This is a genomic window from Ruminococcus sp. 5_1_39BFAA (assembly GCF_964240875.1).
Taxonomy (GTDB): Bacteria; Bacillota; Clostridia; order Lachnospirales; family Lachnospiraceae; genus Blautia_A.
The window spans coordinates 60169-76995 of the sequence record NZ_CAXSVO010000020.1; the positions used below are offsets into that span (position 1 = coordinate 60169).

The 16827-nt window shown below is 46.1% G+C and carries 10 protein-coding genes and 1 tRNA gene; 3 read left to right on the plus strand and 8 right to left on the minus strand.

The annotated features are described in order from the left end of the window. The first annotated feature begins 66 nt into the window (after positions 1 to 66). Positions 67 to 162: transfer RNA gene (locus ACESZH_RS17325), tRNA-Sec, on the plus strand. 1 nt (position 163) lies between these two features. Here the strand turns inward: ACESZH_RS17325 and selB are convergent. The 3 genes from selB to ACESZH_RS17340 are packed head-to-tail and all read right to left on the minus strand — an operon-like array spanning position 164 to position 4904. Continuing rightward, positions 164 to 1681 carry a selenocysteine-specific translation elongation factor gene (gene selB, locus ACESZH_RS17330; protein WP_373217962.1) on the minus strand — a complete coding sequence of 506 codons (1518 nt, stop codon included), beginning with the start codon at positions 1679 to 1681 and terminating at the stop codon, positions 164 to 166. A 27-nt stretch (positions 1682 to 1708) separates the two neighbouring features. Further along, positions 1709 to 3100, minus strand: a complete 1392-nt coding sequence (gene selA, locus ACESZH_RS17335) for an L-seryl-tRNA(Sec) selenium transferase (RefSeq protein ID WP_373217963.1) — start codon at positions 3098 to 3100, stop codon at positions 1709 to 1711. Next, positions 3087 to 4904 carry an ABC-F family ATP-binding cassette domain-containing protein gene (locus ACESZH_RS17340; RefSeq protein WP_373217965.1) on the minus strand — a complete coding sequence of 606 codons (1818 nt, stop codon included), beginning with the start codon at positions 4902 to 4904 and terminating at the stop codon, positions 3087 to 3089. Before ACESZH_RS17340 ends, selA begins: the two co-directional genes overlap by 14 nt. Before the next feature lie 144 nt (positions 4905 to 5048). Here ACESZH_RS17340 and ACESZH_RS17345 point away from each other — a divergent pair, with 144 nt between their 5' ends. Continuing rightward, the gene (locus ACESZH_RS17345; protein WP_373217966.1) at positions 5049 to 6896 is read left to right on the plus strand and encodes a glycoside hydrolase family 2 protein; all 1848 of its coding nucleotides are present in this window, start codon (positions 5049 to 5051) and stop codon (positions 6894 to 6896) included. Here the strand turns inward: ACESZH_RS17345 and ACESZH_RS17350 are convergent. The 5 genes from ACESZH_RS17350 to ACESZH_RS17370 all read right to left on the minus strand — a co-directional run bounded on the left by ACESZH_RS17350 (position 6884) and on the right by ACESZH_RS17370 (position 14634). Continuing rightward, entirely contained in the window at positions 6884 to 8239 is a 1356-nt protein-coding gene (locus ACESZH_RS17350; protein WP_373217967.1) for an MATE family efflux transporter, read from the minus strand. The genes ACESZH_RS17345 and ACESZH_RS17350 overlap by 13 nt on opposite strands. 29 nt (positions 8240 to 8268) lie before the next feature. Beyond that, the gene (locus tag ACESZH_RS17355) at positions 8269 to 9360 is read right to left on the minus strand and encodes a metallophosphoesterase (protein ID WP_373217969.1); all 1092 of its coding nucleotides are present in this window, start codon (positions 9358 to 9360) and stop codon (positions 8269 to 8271) included. Positions 9361 to 9502: 142 nt separating this feature from the next. Then, complete coding sequence (locus tag ACESZH_RS17360) at positions 9503 to 11179, minus strand: AAA family ATPase (RefSeq protein WP_373217970.1); 1677 nt, start codon at positions 11177 to 11179, stop codon at positions 9503 to 9505. A 204-nt stretch (positions 11180 to 11383) separates the two neighbouring features. Continuing rightward, positions 11384 to 13072 carry an AAA family ATPase gene (locus tag ACESZH_RS17365; RefSeq protein WP_373217971.1) on the minus strand — a complete coding sequence of 563 codons (1689 nt, stop codon included), beginning with the start codon at positions 13070 to 13072 and terminating at the stop codon, positions 11384 to 11386. A 533-nt stretch (positions 13073 to 13605) separates the two neighbouring features. Continuing rightward, positions 13606 to 14634, minus strand: coding sequence for a Fic family protein (locus tag ACESZH_RS17370; RefSeq protein ID WP_373219949.1), 1029 nt, complete (start codon positions 14632 to 14634; stop codon positions 13606 to 13608). Between the two features lie 336 nt (positions 14635 to 14970). Here ACESZH_RS17370 and ACESZH_RS17375 point away from each other — a divergent pair, with 336 nt between their 5' ends. Continuing rightward, positions 14971 to 16599 (plus strand): IS1182 family transposase, encoded by a 1629-nt coding sequence (locus tag ACESZH_RS17375; RefSeq protein ID WP_373217974.1) that lies wholly within the window; start codon positions 14971 to 14973, stop codon positions 16597 to 16599. Positions 16600 to 16827: the final 228 nt, after the last annotated feature.

Below are 16827 nucleotides of genomic sequence, written 5' to 3' on the forward strand. Positions count from 1 at the left end.
CCTTTTCGAATTTGTTCTGCAAAAGCGGCACTTGCCAGATACCTTTATTTCGGTTATACTTTTTGCGGGAGCAGATGGGTGCTGGTGTATCTCCTGGTCTTCAAAACCAGTGTGGGGCGCTGATCCGTCCCGGGTGGGTTCGATTCCCACATGTTCCCGCCAGTTAGACAGAACGCAGGGTACGGATATTTCCCGTTCTTTCCGTAAAGCCGTCCCGGTCAAACCCTTCCAGAAGCGCGATCGCGTTTTTTCGTGAAATTCCCAGTCTGTCCCGGAATTCTCCTGTCATGATCTGCCCCTTCTCCTGCTGAAGATCTTTAGCAGCTATCAGTGCTTTCTCGTAAAAACTCCTGTGAAGATAGTGGGTCTCATCCAGTTTCATAAGCCTTTTCTCCCTTACCATGAAAAAAAACGCCTTGGAAAAATCCTTTTCTTTTTTAAATTCAGTTTTTATTTCTTCCGTCAAGGGCGGCTGAAAGCCTGCATTCTCATAAATACAGCCAATCCTTTCCAGCATTTCCGTGGAAATCCCTTCTTTTTTATCCTTTGTCTTTACCTTACTGTCCAAGGTCTGTTCACTGCCCCGGCCTCTTTTTTTCGGACAAGGGTCCAGAATCATTCCGCCTCCAATGGTTTCCACAGGGGAATAAAAACGGATCACAAAGGGTTCTCCCTTTCTGAGCGCCGTTTCCTCTTCCATGCGAAGGAGAGCAACCCCTTCCTCGCCCGGCTGCAGTTCCTTTTGCTCCTTCAGGATCACTCTGCATATAAGCTCTTTTGCACCGTGGTAAAGATGTACCCTGCTTCCGCTTTTCACAGTACGTCCGGCTGATTTCATCACCTTCAGAAACGCCTCTGCTGTCACGGTCCTCTGCATGCTTCCCGGCGCTGCAAGGATCTCTCCTCTCGAGATCTCCTCCTTTTGCTTTCCGGGAAGATTGACCGCAACACGCTGTCCTGCCAAAACCTTTGACTGCTCCTGTCCGTGAACCTGAATGGACCGGATTTTCACCAACTCCTCCTCAGGATAAAGCATGACCTCATCCGTCATCCCAAGACTTCCCTGTATCAGCGTTCCAGTCACAATGGTTCCAAAGCCCTTCCGTGTAAAAACCCGGTCTATAGGCAGACAAAACGGCAGATCCTTCCGTTTCTCCTTTGCCTTGGAAACCATTCGGGAAAGCGCCTCCTTAAGAGTTTCAATCCCTTCCCCTGTCGCTGCGCTGACCCGCAATATGGGAGCCTGCTCCAGAAAAGTATCTCTGCATAAATCTCTTATTTCCGCCTCCGCTTTGCAGCGCTGCTCCTCCTGGACCGCATCGATTTTTGTGAGCGCCACAAGACCCTGGGAAATTCCCAGGAGAGAAAGGATTTCCAGATGTTCCACGGTCTGGGGCATGACCCCCTCATCCGCGGCCACAACCAGCATGACCATATCAATACCGCCAGCTCCGGCAACCATGTTTTTGATAAATTTTTCATGACCCGGCACATCCGCGATCGCGGCCTTTGTACCGTCCGGCAGCTTTAATGGGGCAAAGCCCGTTTCAATGGTGATTCCTCTGCTCTTTTCCTCCGGCAAACGGTCTGTATCGATTCCTGTCAGCGCCTTGGTAAGCCAGGTCTTCCCATGATCCACATGGCCTGCCGTTCCGATCAGCACATACCTTTCATCACTCATGATTCTTACCTCCTGCCCCGTTTGACCTTACAGAAGCTCGGATATAATTTCCGCAAGAACCGGAATCTCTTCCGGGAAAACAGTACGCATTTCCAGATAAACGCTTTCGTTTACAATTCTTCCCACAACCGGCGGCTCTGACTCCCGAAGTATTTTGCAGATTTCATCCGGCGACAGCTTCTCTGATGTGACCGCCACTGCAATACCTGGCAGTGTCTCCTCCGGCATGGAACCGCCGCCCACCATAGTATTTGACCGGACTTTTTTCAGGCTGATTCCCTCTTCCTCTGTGATGGTAACAGCCTCCATAAGCCGATCCGCCATGTCTGTCATCATCCGTTCATCCCTCGCCAGCATTTCCAGCACCGGAATTTCCTCCCATGCCTTTCCATAGAGGTAGAGCCGGAGAGTTTCCCCCATAGCTGCCGCAGTAAATTTATCAATACGCACAGCACGCATAAGGGGATGGCGGCTGATCTTATCTATCAGTTCCTTTTTTCCTGCCAGAATACCTGCCTGGGGGCCGCCCAGCAGCTTATCACCGCTGAAGGTCACAAGATCCGCGCCTTTTCTTATGATATCCCGGACAGTGATCTCCCATGGAATCCCATAGTCCCTGAAATCCACCAGGTTTCCGCTTCCCAGATCTACCAGGAGGGGAATGCCCGATTCCCTGGTAATTTTAGAAAGCTCCCAGACAGAGGCTTCATGGGTAAAACCTATAATTTTGTAATTACTGGTGTGGACCTTCAAGACAGCCCCCGTTGCCTCCCCAATCGCTTTCTCATAGTCCTCCGGGTAAGTCCTGTTGGTCGTCCCCACCTCAATAAGTCGCGCACCGCTCTGCTCCATCACCTCAGGCACCCGGAATTTTCCGCCGATTTCCACCAGCTCGCCCCGGGAAACGATCACCTCACGTCCCGCAGTGAGCGCGGTAAGCATCAGAAGCACTGCCGCTGCATTATTATTAACCGCAATGGCAGCCTCCGCTCCGGTAAGCCTGCACAGCATTTCCTCAAAATGCTCATAGCGGCTGCCTCTGCTCCCTTCGCAAAGACGGTATTCCAGATTTGTGAAGCCAGTCATCATATTGGAGACTCTTTCCATCACTTTTTTGCTGATGGGCGCTCTCCCGAGATTTGTGTGAAGGACCACGCCTGTGGCATTGATCACCCGGCACATTTCTTCCTGGCCTTTATGTCTCAAAAGCGCTTCCATCTTTTCCGGGATACTGAAGATCAGGTCCATAACGCCGTCCACACTGTCCATATCGATTTCCCTGCGGATCCTGTCCTCCACCTCACGGGCAGCCCACAGGGTAGGTGTGTAGCCATATTTCTCAATGAGAGGCTTCACGTTTTCAGCCTCCATCAGTCTGTCAATTTTGGGGATACAGGCATAACGGTTAATTTTGTCCATTTTTCTCCCTTTCTATACGTTCTGCCAGATCATTCAGATAAACCCAACGGTCCATTTTTTCCTCAAGCTGCTGCTCTGTTGTTTCCTTTTCCTCCATCAGCTCACGAAGCTTCATGGAGTTGGTGGCATTTGCAAGGATCTCGCCCTCCAGCTTTTCTATCTTACTTTCCAACGCTGCAATCTCGTCATCAATCGTCTCAAACTCCCGCTGCTCCTTAAAGGAGAATTTCAGCTTTTCCTGACGGTTCTGCTTCCATTCCCTGGCAGCCGAAGCTTTCTTTTCGGTTTCCAAAGCTGCGGCTTTTTCGGTTTCTCCCGTTTCCCGCCGCTGCCGTGCCTGGGCATAGTCGGTGTAACCGCCCTCGTACTGGGTCAGCCTTCCCGCTCCCTCAAAGGCAAAGATCCGGTCCACAATATTATCCAGGAAATACCGGTCGTGTGACACCGCGATCACAATACCGGAAAAGGATTGCAGATAATCCTCCAAAATAGTGATCGTCGGGATGTCCAGATCATTGCTTGGCTCATCCAGAAGAAGCACGTTGGGCGCACCCATTAAAACCTTTAAAAGATAAAGCCGTCTTTTTTCCCCGCCGGAAAGCCTGGAAACAGGCGTATACTGCATGGCGGAGTCAAACAGAAAACGTTCCAGCATCATGGACGCGCTGATTTTCCCGTCCCTTGTGGGAATATATTCCGCCACGTCCCGGATATAGTCAATTACCCTCTGGCTGCTGTCCATATCCGGAACCTCCTGGGCAAAGTATCCGATCTTAATGGTTTCACCCAGTTCAACGGTTCCCGAATCAGGCTCCAAAATCCCCGCGATCATCCGAATCAGCGTGGACTTGCCGCACCCATTTGGACCAATAATGCCAAGCCTCTGGTTCCGCAGCACAATATAGTCAAAATCATTGATGATCTTTCTCTCCCCGTAGCTTTTACTGATATGATGAAGCTCCACGGTCTTTTTTCCCATTCTGGTCTCCACAGAATCCAGCTCCACATTCATATCCTGCACAGGAGCCTTCCCGTTCTTCAGCGCCTCCAGACGCTCCAGTCTTGCCCTCTGCTTGGTGCTTCTTGCCCGGCAGCCGCGCTTTGCCCATTCCAGCTCCATCCTGAGAATGCTCTTTCTTTTTCTCTCACTTGCAAGCTCCATCTCCTCCCGCTGTGCCTTCAGCTCCAGAAATTCCGAATAATTTCCCTCATAGGCGTACAGCTTTCCATGGCTGATCTCCAGGATCTTATTGGATACCCGGTCCAGGAAATAACGGTCATGAGTTACCATGATCACAACGCCCTTAAATTTAATGAGAAAATCCTCCAGCCAGGTTACCATCTCGTTATCCAAATGGTTGGTTGGCTCGTCCAGTATCAGCACATCGGCAGGATTTACCAGTGTCCTGGCAAGGGCTGCCCGTTTCTTCTGCCCGCCTGACAGATGGGAAAGCTCCTCCTTATGGTCAAAAATCCCCAGCTTATTCAGCGCATTTCTCGCCTCGCTCTCTGTGCTCCAGTCCCTCTGCCATTTTCCATCTGCCACATAATCCAGGACGGACATTTTTTGCGGAAACTCCGGGTTCTGGGGAAGCCAGGTCATACGGAGGTTGTTCTGGGTGATGATCTGTCCTTCATCCGGCTCCTCCAATCCGGCAATTATTTTCAGAAGGGTACTTTTTCCCGTACCGTTGATCCCGATGATACCGATCTTATCCCCGTCATGCACGCCGTAGGATATGTCATCAAAAATCACCTTGTCTCCGAAAATCTTGCTGATATGTTCTATATTTAAAATATTCATACTGTTCGAATCTCCTCGTCTGTATCCCTATTCTTGTACCATGTTATCATAGAAAGAAGGAATCTTCCAGACTTTACTTTCTTTTGTGCATCAAAAGTTGTATACTTTAAACATCAATTGTATTTTTTTGCGGAGGTATATGCCATGAGATTATTAGAAACACCCTGGACGCAGGAAGCGCTGCAGGGAAATACTCTGACAGAATATCCAAGACCTGGCCTTGTACGCAGGGAATGGGCAGATTTAAATGGAATGTGGAATTATGTCATTACAGATAAAAGGATTTTGCCCTATCAGTTCTATGGGGAGGCGCCCTTTCCTTATGACGGACAGATCCGGGTACCTTTTTCCCCGGAAGCCCCCTTGTCCGGCGTAGGAAAACAGCTAAAGCCGGATGAAACTCTGTGGTATGCCCAGGATTTCCGGCTTCCAGAGGAATTTTTCTCCCCGGAAAACCGCCGGCTACTTCTTCATTTTGGCGCCGTTGACCAGATCTGCTCTGTATACATAAACGGAAAATTCGCAGGATATCACAAAGGCGGATATCTGCCTTTTACCCTGGACATCACAGATCTGACCGCTAAGGACAGCCTTCTGCGCATCCTGGTGTCTGTAAAGGATTTCAGCGATACCTCCTACCATAGCCGCGGCAAGCAAAAGCTGAAACCGGGCGGCATGTTCTACACAGCCCAGAGCGGCATCTGGCAGACAGTCTGGCTGGAAGCCGTACCCACTGCCTACATAGAAAACCTGCGTATTACTGTAGATTACGACAAATCCAGTCTTCATCTGAAAGCATTTTCCTCCGAAAAGCATTCCCGGGAAAAGGTAACCTGCCAGGTTTTCCAGCCGCAGCTCCTGGATGCAGCAGGTGTTTCCGAAAAAAACTGTGAATGCCTGATTACCAGCCAGGTATTTGATGCAGACAAAACCGCTGCCCTCACCATTCCTTCCGAAAGCAAAAAGCCATGGTCCCCTGAAAGTCCATGGCTGTATCCGGTACGCATCCGCTATGGCGAAGATGAAATCTTCACCTATTTTGCTTTTCGGAAATGTCATGTGCAAAAAGACAAGCACGGTACTCCCCGTTTCTTTTTAAATAATCGCCCCTATTTCCAGTCCGGAGTGCTGGATCAGGGCTACTGGCCGGACGGACTTTATACTGCACCCTGTGATGAGGCAATGATCTATGACATCCGCACTATGAAAAGCCTTGGCTTTAACATGCTGCGCAAACACACCAAAATTGAGCCGGAACGCTGGTACTTCCACTGTGACAGACTGGGAATGCTGGTATGGCAGGACATGGTAAACGGCGGCACCTCTTACAAAAGCTGGTTTGTCACCTACCTTGCCACTTTGTTTTCCTATCTGCACGTTTCGGTAAAGGACTGGCACCGTTATCTGCTCTCCCGCCGCGATTTTGCCGGCAGGCAGGAGTTTCTTGACGAGCTGCGCGCCGCTGTTAAAGCATTGTACAACCATCCCTCCATCGTCACATGGGTACCTTTCAATGAAGGCTGGGGACAATTCTCCTCAAAAAAAGTCACAAAGTATTTAAAAGCTCTGGACCCATCCCGCCTGGTGGATTCTGCCAGCGGCTGGTTTGACCAGGGCTGCGGCGATATCAAAAGCCTTCATTATTACTTTTTCAAACTAAGGCTGCCAAAGGATCACCGCCCTCTGGCTCTTACGGAATTCGGCGGCTATTCCTGGCGGACCGAGGAACACAGTGCCTGCGAAACCACTTACGGCTACCAGGTCTTCCACAGCAGAGAAGCCCTGACAGACGGCTATGAAAAGCTGATGGAAAACACCATTTTCCCGGCAGCCGCAAAGGGACTTTCCGCATCCATCTATACTCAGCTTTCGGATATTGAGGAGGAGGTAAACGGCATCCTGACTTATGACCGGAAAGAGATGAAGGTAAATCCTCTGGTAGTCCAGAAATGGAATGCCAGATTAAAAAAGACTCACCATCATTGCCTGTGAGAACGCGGAAACCTCTTTATGTAATAGACGATAAATAACACGGCTGTGATACTCCAGGAAATGGGATAGCTCAGCATGATCGTATCAATTCCCGGATGTCCCGGCATCATGGTAAACAGCCATATGATACGCAGTGTGCAGACCCCGCCGCAGGTCAGAAGCATGGGGACCAGCACTTTTCCCGCTCCCCGCAGCGCTCCCGACAGAATCCCGATCACCACATAAATGGAATATGCCGGGAGCAGGAAGTTGATCATGTGGGAGCCGATGCGGATGACAGACGAATCTGTGGTAAACAAGCCGAAAATATTTCTTCCAAACACAAGTAAAAGCCCGCTGATCGCCACGGAGCTGACCAGTGACATTCCCATACAGACACGGACGCTTTTCCGCATTCTTTCAAACTTTCCAGCCCCGTAATTCTGACCTACAAAGGTGGTGATCGATATGCTGAAGGCATTGATCACCATCCAGAAAAATGCGTCGATCTTTCCCAGCGTTCCCCAGGCCGCCACTGTGTCGGTTCCCAAATTGTTTACAAATACCTGTATCAAAATATTGGAAATATTATACATGACAGATTCCAGCCCTGCCGGAATACCAATACGCAGAAATCCCGTCAGGTGTTTTTTATAAACCCGGATCTCCGAAATCTTCAATTGGTAAATCTCTTTTGTGGTAACCAGCATCCACACCACCAGAACTGCACTGACAGCCTGCGACAATACGGTAGCAAAGGCGACACCAGCCACTCCCATACCAAAGAGCACCACCAGAAGAATATCAAGAAGGATATTCATGATGCAGGTGACGATCAGTACATACAATGGTCTTTTCGAGTCACCCACAGCCCGCAGGATCCCGGAACCCATATTGTAGATCAGATTAAACAGGATCCCGGCAAAATAAATATGCAGATAGAGGATGGAATCCTTCATAACCTCAGACGGCGTATTCATCATCTCCAGCAGCCTTTCCGAAAGGAAAAAGCCTGCCAGCCCAATGACAATACCTGCCAGGATGGAAAATCCAAAGGCTGTATGCAGGGTAAGCTTCAGATTCTTTTCATCCTTCGCACCGTAAAACTGGGATATGATCACCGTTGCCCCGGAGGACAGCCCCACAAAAAATCCCACCAGCAGATTCGCGATCTGGCTTGCTGAGCCTCCAACTGCGGCAAGGGCTTCCTTCCCCACAAAACGCCCCACCACCACTGTGTCCGCTGTGTTATATATCTGCTGAAATAAAGTTCCAAACACGATTGGAAAGAAAAATAATAATAGCTGCTTCCAGATCACACCTTCCGTGATCTGGTTTACTCCTTTCGGCATCTTTTGTTTCATGCCCCATAAACTCCCCTCGTAAAAATGTCTTAATTTATATGGATCACCACATACTCAGAATGCCCGCCCGTGCGGATGGGATAACCCCATCCTGCAATTCCTGAGGAAACAATCACATGGCTGTCTCCATAAGCCCTGATTCCATAGTTCAGTTCCGTGACCCCGGTCAAAGCAGAAAGCTGCCCGGTAGGCCAGATCTGCCCTGCATGGGTATGTCCGGAGAGCTGCAGATCCATGCCCGCCTCTGCATTTTCCTCCAGATTCCTGGGCTGGTGATCCAGCAAAAGTACAAAGGAGTCCTGATCCGCATCCCCCAGAAGCTCCCCTATATCCATTCTTCCCACAGAGGCATCCTGCCGTCCTGCTACCACCAGATTCTCTGCGGCCTGTACTGTCTCATCCTCCAGTACATGAATTCCCTTTTCGGTCAGTATTCTACGAAGATCATCTGGTGTATAAAACGGTTCCTTTACATAATAGTTATAATCGTGGTTGCCAAACACATAATAGCAGCCATATGTTGTCCTGATCCCGGCAAGAAGTTCCGCTGCCTTTTCCATCATTTCCCTGGATGTACTCTCATCAAAAATGTCTCCTGTCAGCACAAGGACATCTGGTTTTTCCTCCTGGATCTTATCACAATATTTCGCCAGTTCTTCCAGATTCATGGTGGTTCCCATATGAAGATCCGAAACCTGGACAATGATCAGATTCTGAACCGGTTTCTCCGTTTCTACGCGATACTCCGTTCTGCGCACGTCCCGGATGTTAAAATATCCGTACAGAAATATGATTGCGATCGCTGCGACAGCCAGTATACCACTTCGGTAAAGAAAACTCCAGATTCTTTCTGCCTTTTCAGATTTCTTCCGTTTTTTCACCAGGAAATTTATAAGCTCCATCAAGAGACAGAGGGCAAAAAAATGCAGCACGATCACCGCGCCAAGCCCATAGACTCTCCATCCCCATCGCACACACGCTGCAACAGCAACCAAAGACAGCAGCCTTGATGCGATGGTTTTCCTTTCAATATGTAAAAGGGTGAGGAACCTTGCAAAAACATGATACAGATAAATCCCCACCGGGATATATATTACTAAGGGCATCAACCGAAATATCATACTCTAATTTCTCCTTAACGTACAAAAAGCAGGTGCCTCCCGAAATGAGCGACACCTGTCACATCAGCTAATCGGCAGCCACCTTGCAATGCTTGCTCACACGCAGAAGTCAGTTCATCGTCTTCCGCATACTTCATTTGTATTATTTTATTCTATCACGCAGAACCTCGATTTTGCATTCATGTCGTTTGTTCTTGTCATCTTTACTGTAGGCAATGCCAACGGCAAGGATACGACCTGTGTATTCAGGCTTCTCCCCAAGTTTGCTTTCAAAACGAAGTACATATTGACGGTCTTTAATCTGTTGAATTGCCTCATCCGCTGTGTGGTTTACCTTCAACTCAATAATGATACAGTCATCGTTCTTCACAACCGGATAAAAAATAAAGTCCACATATCCAACCCCCGCCTTGTCCTCGCGTTCAATGCGGTAGAAATCGCGTGCCTTCAAATAAACCTGCTTTATAATCGCCGCCAATTCCGCCTCATTGCTATAAACCGTGAACGGGCTCTCCGTATTGTGGACGAACTGGAGGATTTCCATCATGGTTTTTGTATCGCCGGCCTTTGTCGCTGCAAGCATCCTTCCAGATTCTTTGGTAAGCTGATACACAACTCCAAGGGAAACTTCTTTTTGCACCATCTCCGCAAATTTATCCATTAGCTCTTTGTTGGGAATGGCAACACAGCCATTTTCATAGTTCAGGAACCCATAAACGACCATCGCCGAGAAAATCTCGTCCCGCGTTTTAAGTTCCATTGACGTAGCAGCATATTCCTGAACATTTGTCGGTACCGGGATATCCGAAATCAAAAGTCCGACAGCGTCTTTTACCTGGTCTACATTAGCTCCGACATAGTAAAATAGTTCATCATAGGGTCCCGAACTGGTCCAGTAGTTTCCGAGATTGTTATTCTCCAAAGCCAACACCACGGAGCGAGGATTGTACACGCGCTCTCCTCCTTTGGTATGATATCCGTCATACCAAGCGCGCAGTCCCTCCCGTGTTACCTTCTGATTCTCAGGTTGACGTTCCAGATACCGAGCAAAAAGGTCATCAATCTCGGCATCCACAAATCCAAAAAACTCGCTGTACTTCTCCTCTGTGACCATTGTATACTCACAGAACATATTCAACTCTGATCCACTGGAATACTTAGCAATCGGAAGTATGCCGGTCATATAAGCCATCTCAACATAGGCTTTATCCTTCAAAAGATTACTGAGAAAGTCAATGTAAGCAGTCTTATCCTTGTCCGTCACAAACCCTTTGTGAAAAATGCAGTCCCACTCGTCCAACACAAAAATGAACTTCTCACCATTACAGTATTCATAGATCTTTGTCAGTATTCTCCATATGGAATCAGTTTCTCTTACATTGATCATCGGATATGCCATCATCAAATCATCCCGCAAAGTATCTTTTATCATTCCGATGTATTCTGCATAGGTGGTAACTTCATCCGGCATTTCATTAAACATAATATGAATCACATTATGCTGATTTAAATGTTTTTTATACCACGGATATCCAGATATTTTCAGGGTGTCAAATTCCTCGTGGCTATCCACACCTTTTCCAAAATAGGATGCAATCATATTTGCCATGACTGTCTTTCCAAATCGGCGCGGTCTGGTAATTGCCACATATTTAGGACCCTTCCCTTTGTCCATACCAATCTTTTTTCTTGTATTTCTGTTTAACTCTACAAGAGGTACAAGTTCTTTAATAATCTCACTTTTATCCACATAATATGCAAGAGAAAAATCCTCTTGAAACAAGCCATATGCGCTTGTGCTATTCAAATAAACTCCCATAACTCCAACACACTCCTTTCCGGCGCTAACAACACCAAATGTGTCTAACAGGATACCTTTATAGAACCTGTCAACGCTTATTAAGAAGTAAAATCTTTCCAAAGGCTATACGATACCTATTATGGCGTCATTCTACCACCCGCCTCCTGGAAAGTCAAGATATCCAACGGCAGTTGTCTGAAAATTCAATCAACAAATCCACTTTTACTTATCTGCCAGCTTTATCAGGCACGTCTTTCCAAGGAACGCCGCCCCATAGCAAAAGACTGTCGTATAACCCTCTATCTGTAGATTCCTCATATACTGCTTATCCTTAATCTGTCTCAGCGCATCTGCACATTCCTTTTCAAGACTTGTTCTTTCTTTACCAGGCCACTTTGCTTCAATCACGATTGCCCTTCTGCGCTCCTGCTCCTTTACAACAATATCTGCCCGTCCAGTTCCCTGCTCTGAATTTGTCCTCACGTCATAGCCTGCGCCGGAAAATAAGCCTGCGACAAACGCATGGTAAAAATCTTCCTTATAATCAAAGTAGCTTATGGTTCCAAAAAGAATATCCGTAACTTCCTGTGTCAGTTTTTCCGCATCTCCGCTCCACCATGCCTGAAACAACCCGCTGCGGTCACTTACGACGATTTTTTCCTCAAACCATTTCTTCACGGTGTCGCCAAATACAGACTTCACTTCTTCATTTGGAATTCGGAGTGCCTTATTTCCCGTTACAAGATTCATTCCTTCCGGCAGTCTCTCCGGAAGTACCTGTGTCAGATATCCCGTCAGGTACAGAATGCTCCACAGGTTATCTTCCGTAGAATGGGCAATATCATAAGTCAGATCCTCGCGGATCGGTTCCTGGATCACTCCGCCTGCCAGCAGCGTTTCAAACTTGGCATTGACGTTGATATGCGGATGTTCGATAAAACGCTTGATGATATTATTATGGCTCGTATCCAGCCAGTAATTATCGGGTGCTGCATTCTGGTCAGTCAGTAATGCCCGTACATGGTTGATCACATCCCAGGGACAATAAATCTCTTCTTTGCCGAAAATGTATCCGTCATACCATTTCCTCATTTCCGGCAAAAAATCCTGTAATTCCGCAGCCTGCAACAATACACTTACTTCCGTTTCCTTAAATCCAAAATAATCCTGATATTTTTGGCTGGATATGGAATTGGAAATAAAGTTATTCGCACCTGTGAATATGCTCTCCTTCGCAATACGGAGACACCCTGTCACCACGGCAAATTTCAGGGCCGGATTAGACTTCCACGCCATGCCGAGGAAACTTCGTATCACTTCCAGCATTTCATCATAATAGCCATTGTCACTGGCTTTCGCAAGCGGAACATCATACTCATCAACGAGCAAGATTACATCTTTTCCGTAATGCGCTTTCATCATACGAAGCAATGTAACCAGCGCGCTTTTCACATCCGACATCTTTCCGTTTTCGCTTTTCAGCCGGAGGAAACGCTCTTTGTCAGAACTGTCAACCCTGTCACTATCAGCCAGATATGCCTGCTCAATGCAAAGCACAGATATCGTATACTGCAAAAGGTCATACGCTCCTTCAAATTTTCTCCCGTCCACATCTTTCAATGTCAGAAACAGTACCGGCCACTGATTCATCCATTCCTCACAGAAGTCTGTATCCTTTACTATTTCAAGCCCTTCAAAGAGCTTTCTGCTATCCTTTTGGATATCAAAAAACTCTGCAAGCATACTCATCGTCAAAGTTTTTCCGAAACGACGCGGTCTGGTAATCAGGTTCACGTCAAAAGTCTCACTTAAAAGTTCCTTAATGAAGCTGGTTTTATCAATATAGTAGCAGTTGTTAGTCCGAACCTTTGAAAAATTGTCAATGCCATACGGTAAATTCACTTTTGCCATTCTATCTTCACACCCCTTTTCCGCCAAAGATACTTTGATCTTCCGGCTGAAGAGCCTATTTTTTCAGTGCACTTTTTGCACTCCGGAATCCCTGGATAAGTCTTCCGAGCTACATAAACGCATAATCGACCTCTTGTGATTCATGATACCATAAAGTCCCCTCTGATTACAAGTGGCCGAACAAATATGGTCCGGTATTCCGCCGTAATGCCGCGCATTTCAAATAAATCGTCTGTCATCATTCTGTGTAAAAAAGCCGAACCAATTCGATGGCATGTTTTTCATCCATTCCAGAATAAGTCGGCTCTTTCCGCTTCCTCATTCTATAACCACCATACATTCTTTCTCCCAGAATGCTATACCATATCGGATATGACCACAGGCAAGGAAGATCCGGGCTTCTTATCCAGAGGATTAATCGTTGCTTTGACCTCCGGCGTCTCTGCAGAGATAAATTCTGTGTACTAGCAGATATCTTTTTCATCCATTTTCATCTCATTTTGGACGATTTCAAGCTAATTCGGATGAAAACATTACCTTAGCGCATCACTTCGAACATAATAGGTACTTCTTCCCGCCCCTAACCTTACGATGTGCTTCTCCTCCGTCAGCTTTTTTAATGCTGCTAGTAATGCAGAACGTCCAGCACCCGGACACGCCGCTATCACATCTGCGCTTGTAAACTTTCCGACTTTATTGGATATATAAGTGCTGACCATGTCATAAGCGCTGCTTTTTACACCACTAGCATTAAGCATACCAACCCGTTCTTCAAATTCAGTATAGCAAGCAAGGATAACTTTCAGCATATACCGGATAAAAGGCGTAGGGTCATTTTGTTCTTCATGCCAACCATAATCGGCGCCTTGAAGTACGTCATAATAAACATCCTTTGTCTTTTCTATCTGCTTTTCAATACTGATATATTTACCGACCTCATAGCCATTCTGATACAGAAGCAATAATGTCAGCAATCTGCTCATTCTTCCATTACCATCGTTAAACGGATGAATACAAAGAAAATCACAGATGAATGCAGGAATTAAAATTAACGGATCAACTGCTTCTATAGCCAGCGTTCTCTCATAACTTGAGCAGATTGCCTCAATAGCCGCTTCCGTTTCATAAGGGGCTACTGGAGTAAATCTGGTAAACTGCGTCCCGTCCGGCCTTGTTCCATTAATATAGTTTTGCACATTTTTAAACTGCCCTCCATAGGACATTCCAGCACGTTTAAACAAGTCCCTGTGCAATTGCAGAATATATGACGGTCTAACCGGAATATAATCGTGGCTCTCGTGAATTGTATTCAGCACATCTCTGTAACCTATGATTTCATTTTCATCCCGATTACGAGGTGTCGTTTTTTCATCCATGAGCTGCTTTATTCTCGTACTCGTTGTTACTATTCCTTCGATTTTATTGGAATACTCTGTACTCTGTACCCGTGCAATTTCAATGAGCCGTTCCAACTCAACAGGCTTTTGCCTTACAAAAAGGTCTTGCCGCCCCTTGCATTCATGAATTTTTGCAATATATGATACAGTTTCTGTATCCCACATTCTTTCGGATAGCTTCATATAATCGAAATTTCTCACTTTGCACCTGGGCTGCTATGAATACTACTTTATCGTCCAGCCCATTTTCCTTTCGTCCATATTGTATGCCAATCTGGACGAAAAATCAAGTGCAGGACGATTTATTTACTACTCCCACAGCAGGTTACTTTATGTCTTAACTTCCAGTGATTTTACCACTCAAATTGTAAGCGCTATGTATTGGGGCGTCCCAACTAGCATAAGGGGCTGTCGAACTAACAGAAGTTATTGTGCGGCCTCTTTTTTGCCAAAAACAAGAGCCGACTTTCAAAAGTCAGGCTCTTGTTGTAAAAAACAGGTATGCGAACCCCTATATCATTACAGAAAGATTATACTGCATCTTCTCTGTATTATCAAATCAAACTTCCGCTGGATATAGAAATTTTAATCCCGGCTGATGATCCGGTGCGCCTGCTGAGTGCTTTTGTGGAGGGAATGGAGCTCTCAGACCTTTATAAAACATATGGAAAGGTCAAATCTGATCAGGCATCACCGCGCCAGCTCTTTAAGATTATCATTTATGCCAGTATGAACCATATTTATTCGAGCAGAGATATTGAAACTGCCTGCAGAAGAGACATCAACTTTATGTACCTTCTGGAGGGGAAACCTGTACCGGACCATGCTACGATTGCACGTTTTATCTCGCTTCATTTAGCCAGATGTTCGAAGCATACCCTGGCTCAAGTGACAAACACTCTGTATGAGCTTGGTGAGATATCCGGAAATCAGATATTTATCGATGGGACAAAAATAGAGTCGGCAGCTAATAAGTATACATTTGTGTGGAAAAAAGCTGTAAATAAAAATTTAAAGAAGCTAACTGTGAAAATTTCCGGCCTTATTTCCGAATGCGAGCAGCTTTATGGATTAAAACTGATTTGCAAAGATTCTTACTCTCTTCACTCCTTGAAAAGGATCCGAAAGAAACTATATAAGATAAAAAAAGACGAAGGGATCGAGTTCGTCCATGGTATAGTGAAAAGAAAAACACAACTTCAAAAATCGATAGAAAAGCTGGAAGAGTTTATTGAAAAACTGAAGGAATATACGAAAAAAATCCATGTGTGCGGTAATCGGAACAGCTATTCCAAAACGAATCCTGATGCCACCTTTATGCGCATGAAGGAAGACGCGATGAAGAATGGGCAGTTAAAACCCGCATATAACCTCCAGCACAGCGTGGATTCAGAATACATCAAGTGGCTTACGGTAAGCCCACGTCCAACAGATACAAGAACGCTGATTCCATTTCTGAAAGATATGGAGAAATATCTTGGCTTCAAGTATAAGGATATCATAGCAGATGCGGGTTATGAAAGTGAAGAAAACTATCTGTTTATAGAAGGGAACGGGCAGGTCGCTTTTATAAAACCTGCGAATTACGAAATATCCAAGAGCCGAAAATACCAGAATGATATCAGCCGGGTGGAAAACATGGATTATGATGAAGAAAAGGATGTTTATACCTGCAGTATGGGACGGGAACTGACGGCACAGTATGACCGTACAGAAAAGACAGCAACCGGATACCAGCGAACGACGACCGTATACGAATGCAGCGGCTGTGATGGATGTAGCAGAAAAAAAGAATGCATAAAAGGGAATAACTGCAAAACTCCTATGGAAGAGAGAAATAAGGTATTGTATGTTTCAAAGACAATGAAGCAGAAACGGTCAGAAGATCTTAAGCGTATCACAAGTGAATATGGGACCAAGTTGAGGATGAACCGGAGCATTCAGGCAGAGGGTTCCTTTGCGGAAGTAAAGCAGGATATGGAATTTCGCAGATATCTGTATCGCGGAATAGAAAATGTCACCGCCCAAAGCGTAATCCTTGCAATTGCCCATAACGTCAACAAACTGCACAATAAAATACAGAGCGGAAGAACAGGACAACACCTGTTTGAGTTGAAAAAGACAGCATAAATTTTAGAAGCCGTAAAATAAAAAGCACATCAGCCCTTTGCGAAATGTAAAGGGTTGGGAAAGTGCGCTTTTTCATTGAAAAACCAGACATTATCTGCAGTATAAGGCTGAAAATGCGCATAAAGATGCCGTCGCATCCATGATTTGATCAGAGGCTGTAAAAAATCTTGTGTCTTTGGAAAGTGAATCTTTCTGATAAGAAATAGATATGTAAGGTTTTGCTGTCGA